The organism is Campylobacter sp. RM19072 (genome assembly GCF_024723485.1).
In the GTDB taxonomy this organism is placed as follows: Bacteria; Campylobacterota; Campylobacteria; order Campylobacterales; family Campylobacteraceae; genus Campylobacter; species Campylobacter porcelli.
The window spans coordinates 1-1447 of sequence record NZ_JANQCU010000045.1; the positions used below are offsets into that span (position 1 = coordinate 1).

At 30.1% G+C, this 1447-nt stretch carries 2 protein-coding genes; both read right to left on the bottom strand.

Annotation, left to right across the window (positions count from 1 at the left end):
* Window positions 1-8 precede the first annotated feature (8 nt).
* Window positions 9-707 (bottom strand): DUF6270 domain-containing protein, encoded by a 699-nt coding sequence (locus CSUIS19072_RS08355; RefSeq protein ID WP_337212269.1) that lies wholly within the window; start codon window positions 705-707, stop codon window positions 9-11.
* On the bottom strand, window positions 700-1447 hold a 748-nt coding region (locus CSUIS19072_RS08360; protein WP_141083172.1), incomplete at its 5' end, for a glycosyltransferase family 4 protein. The genes CSUIS19072_RS08360 and CSUIS19072_RS08355, both read right to left, overlap by 8 nt.

The window sequence follows — 1447 nt, forward strand, 5'->3', positions numbered from 1 at the left end:
TATAAAACCTATTTAATCTTTTCTAATTGCTTAATTGTTGATTGATAAAGTTCATCGCAGTAGTGATACGGCGCCCCCCCCCATTTATGATTTGGGTCGCAAAAAAAGAGATTATTATCGTATGTTATAAACTGGCTTTTTGGTATGTATTGCTCTATTTTTTCATACATTTTAGATAAAAAAGCATTTGATTGCTCTAAGTAATCTTGTGATATTAAGTTTAAATTATTAGACCAAAAAACTTCATTTATATATATTTTGTCTAGTTTGTTTAAGGCTTTTAAGATACTTATCAGTCTTGAAAAACCCCTAAACCATAAATTAAATTTCTTTTCATGGTATCTATTAAGTAGCTTAACATTATTTTTTTGTGCGGTTTTATACTCTGCAGAGTAGGTTAGCATAGAGCCATCTTCATTTAAAACTAGATGAAATCTCTCTTCAATCAAATCCACAAGCAAAATATCAAATTCATTATTTTTAATATAATGATAAAAGCTCTTATTCATATCTTGTAAAACCATCTGTTTTTGAAATTTCGACTCAATAGAATTTATAACTTCTAAATCTATACATGGTTTTGAAATTAAAGAAGCAAAACTGCTTCTAGCAAAGTGGCCTACTAACTCAAATGAGTTATCTTTATCATATTCCAAAGCATCACGACTAACACAGGAGCCAAATATAAGCACTTTGCTCTTACTCACTTATTAGCTCCATCTCTTTTAATATAGTTTGTTTAAATCCGCTTTGAGATTTAACTCTATTGTTTCCTGCTTTTGATAGTTTTAAGAAGGCGTCTGGATTATGATATAGATACTCTATAGCATCTGCTAAGGCTTTAGGATTTTCTGGTTCTACTACAATAGCACAGCTATTATCTACAAACTCAGGTATAGCAGCTACATTAGTTGTGATAGCTACTAATCCACTACTCATAGCCTCATCTCTACTCACACCTTGAGAGTCCATTCTTGTAGGAGTTAGAAATATTCCATAATTATCATGATATGACTTTATCTCTTCTTGAGTTAAGAATCTTTTTTCTATCTTTACATTATTAAATTTTTTCAAAGGCTCTGTAGTCTCATCAAATAGATCCCCATCCCCCACAAAACAAAACTCTAAATCTTTAAAAAATGGTTTTGTGAATAGTATTTGCACTGCCTTAACGGCCATATCATTCGCGTACTTACGCGAATGATATGGCCGTATGGTTAAAATTTTGGTTCGTAAATTTTCTGATTTTTCTTGATATTTAAATATATTTTCATCTATATAATTATGTATTATGGAGTATCTATCTTTTGATAAGCTCAATCCCAAATCGCCCAAAGATTCATCTTTAAAATATTCACTAACAAAAACAAGATGTAAATTTTGATGAGGATTTTCAAGAAGTTTATGCCAAAACTTAACTCTATTGGCACTTAATTTTTTTTGTCTA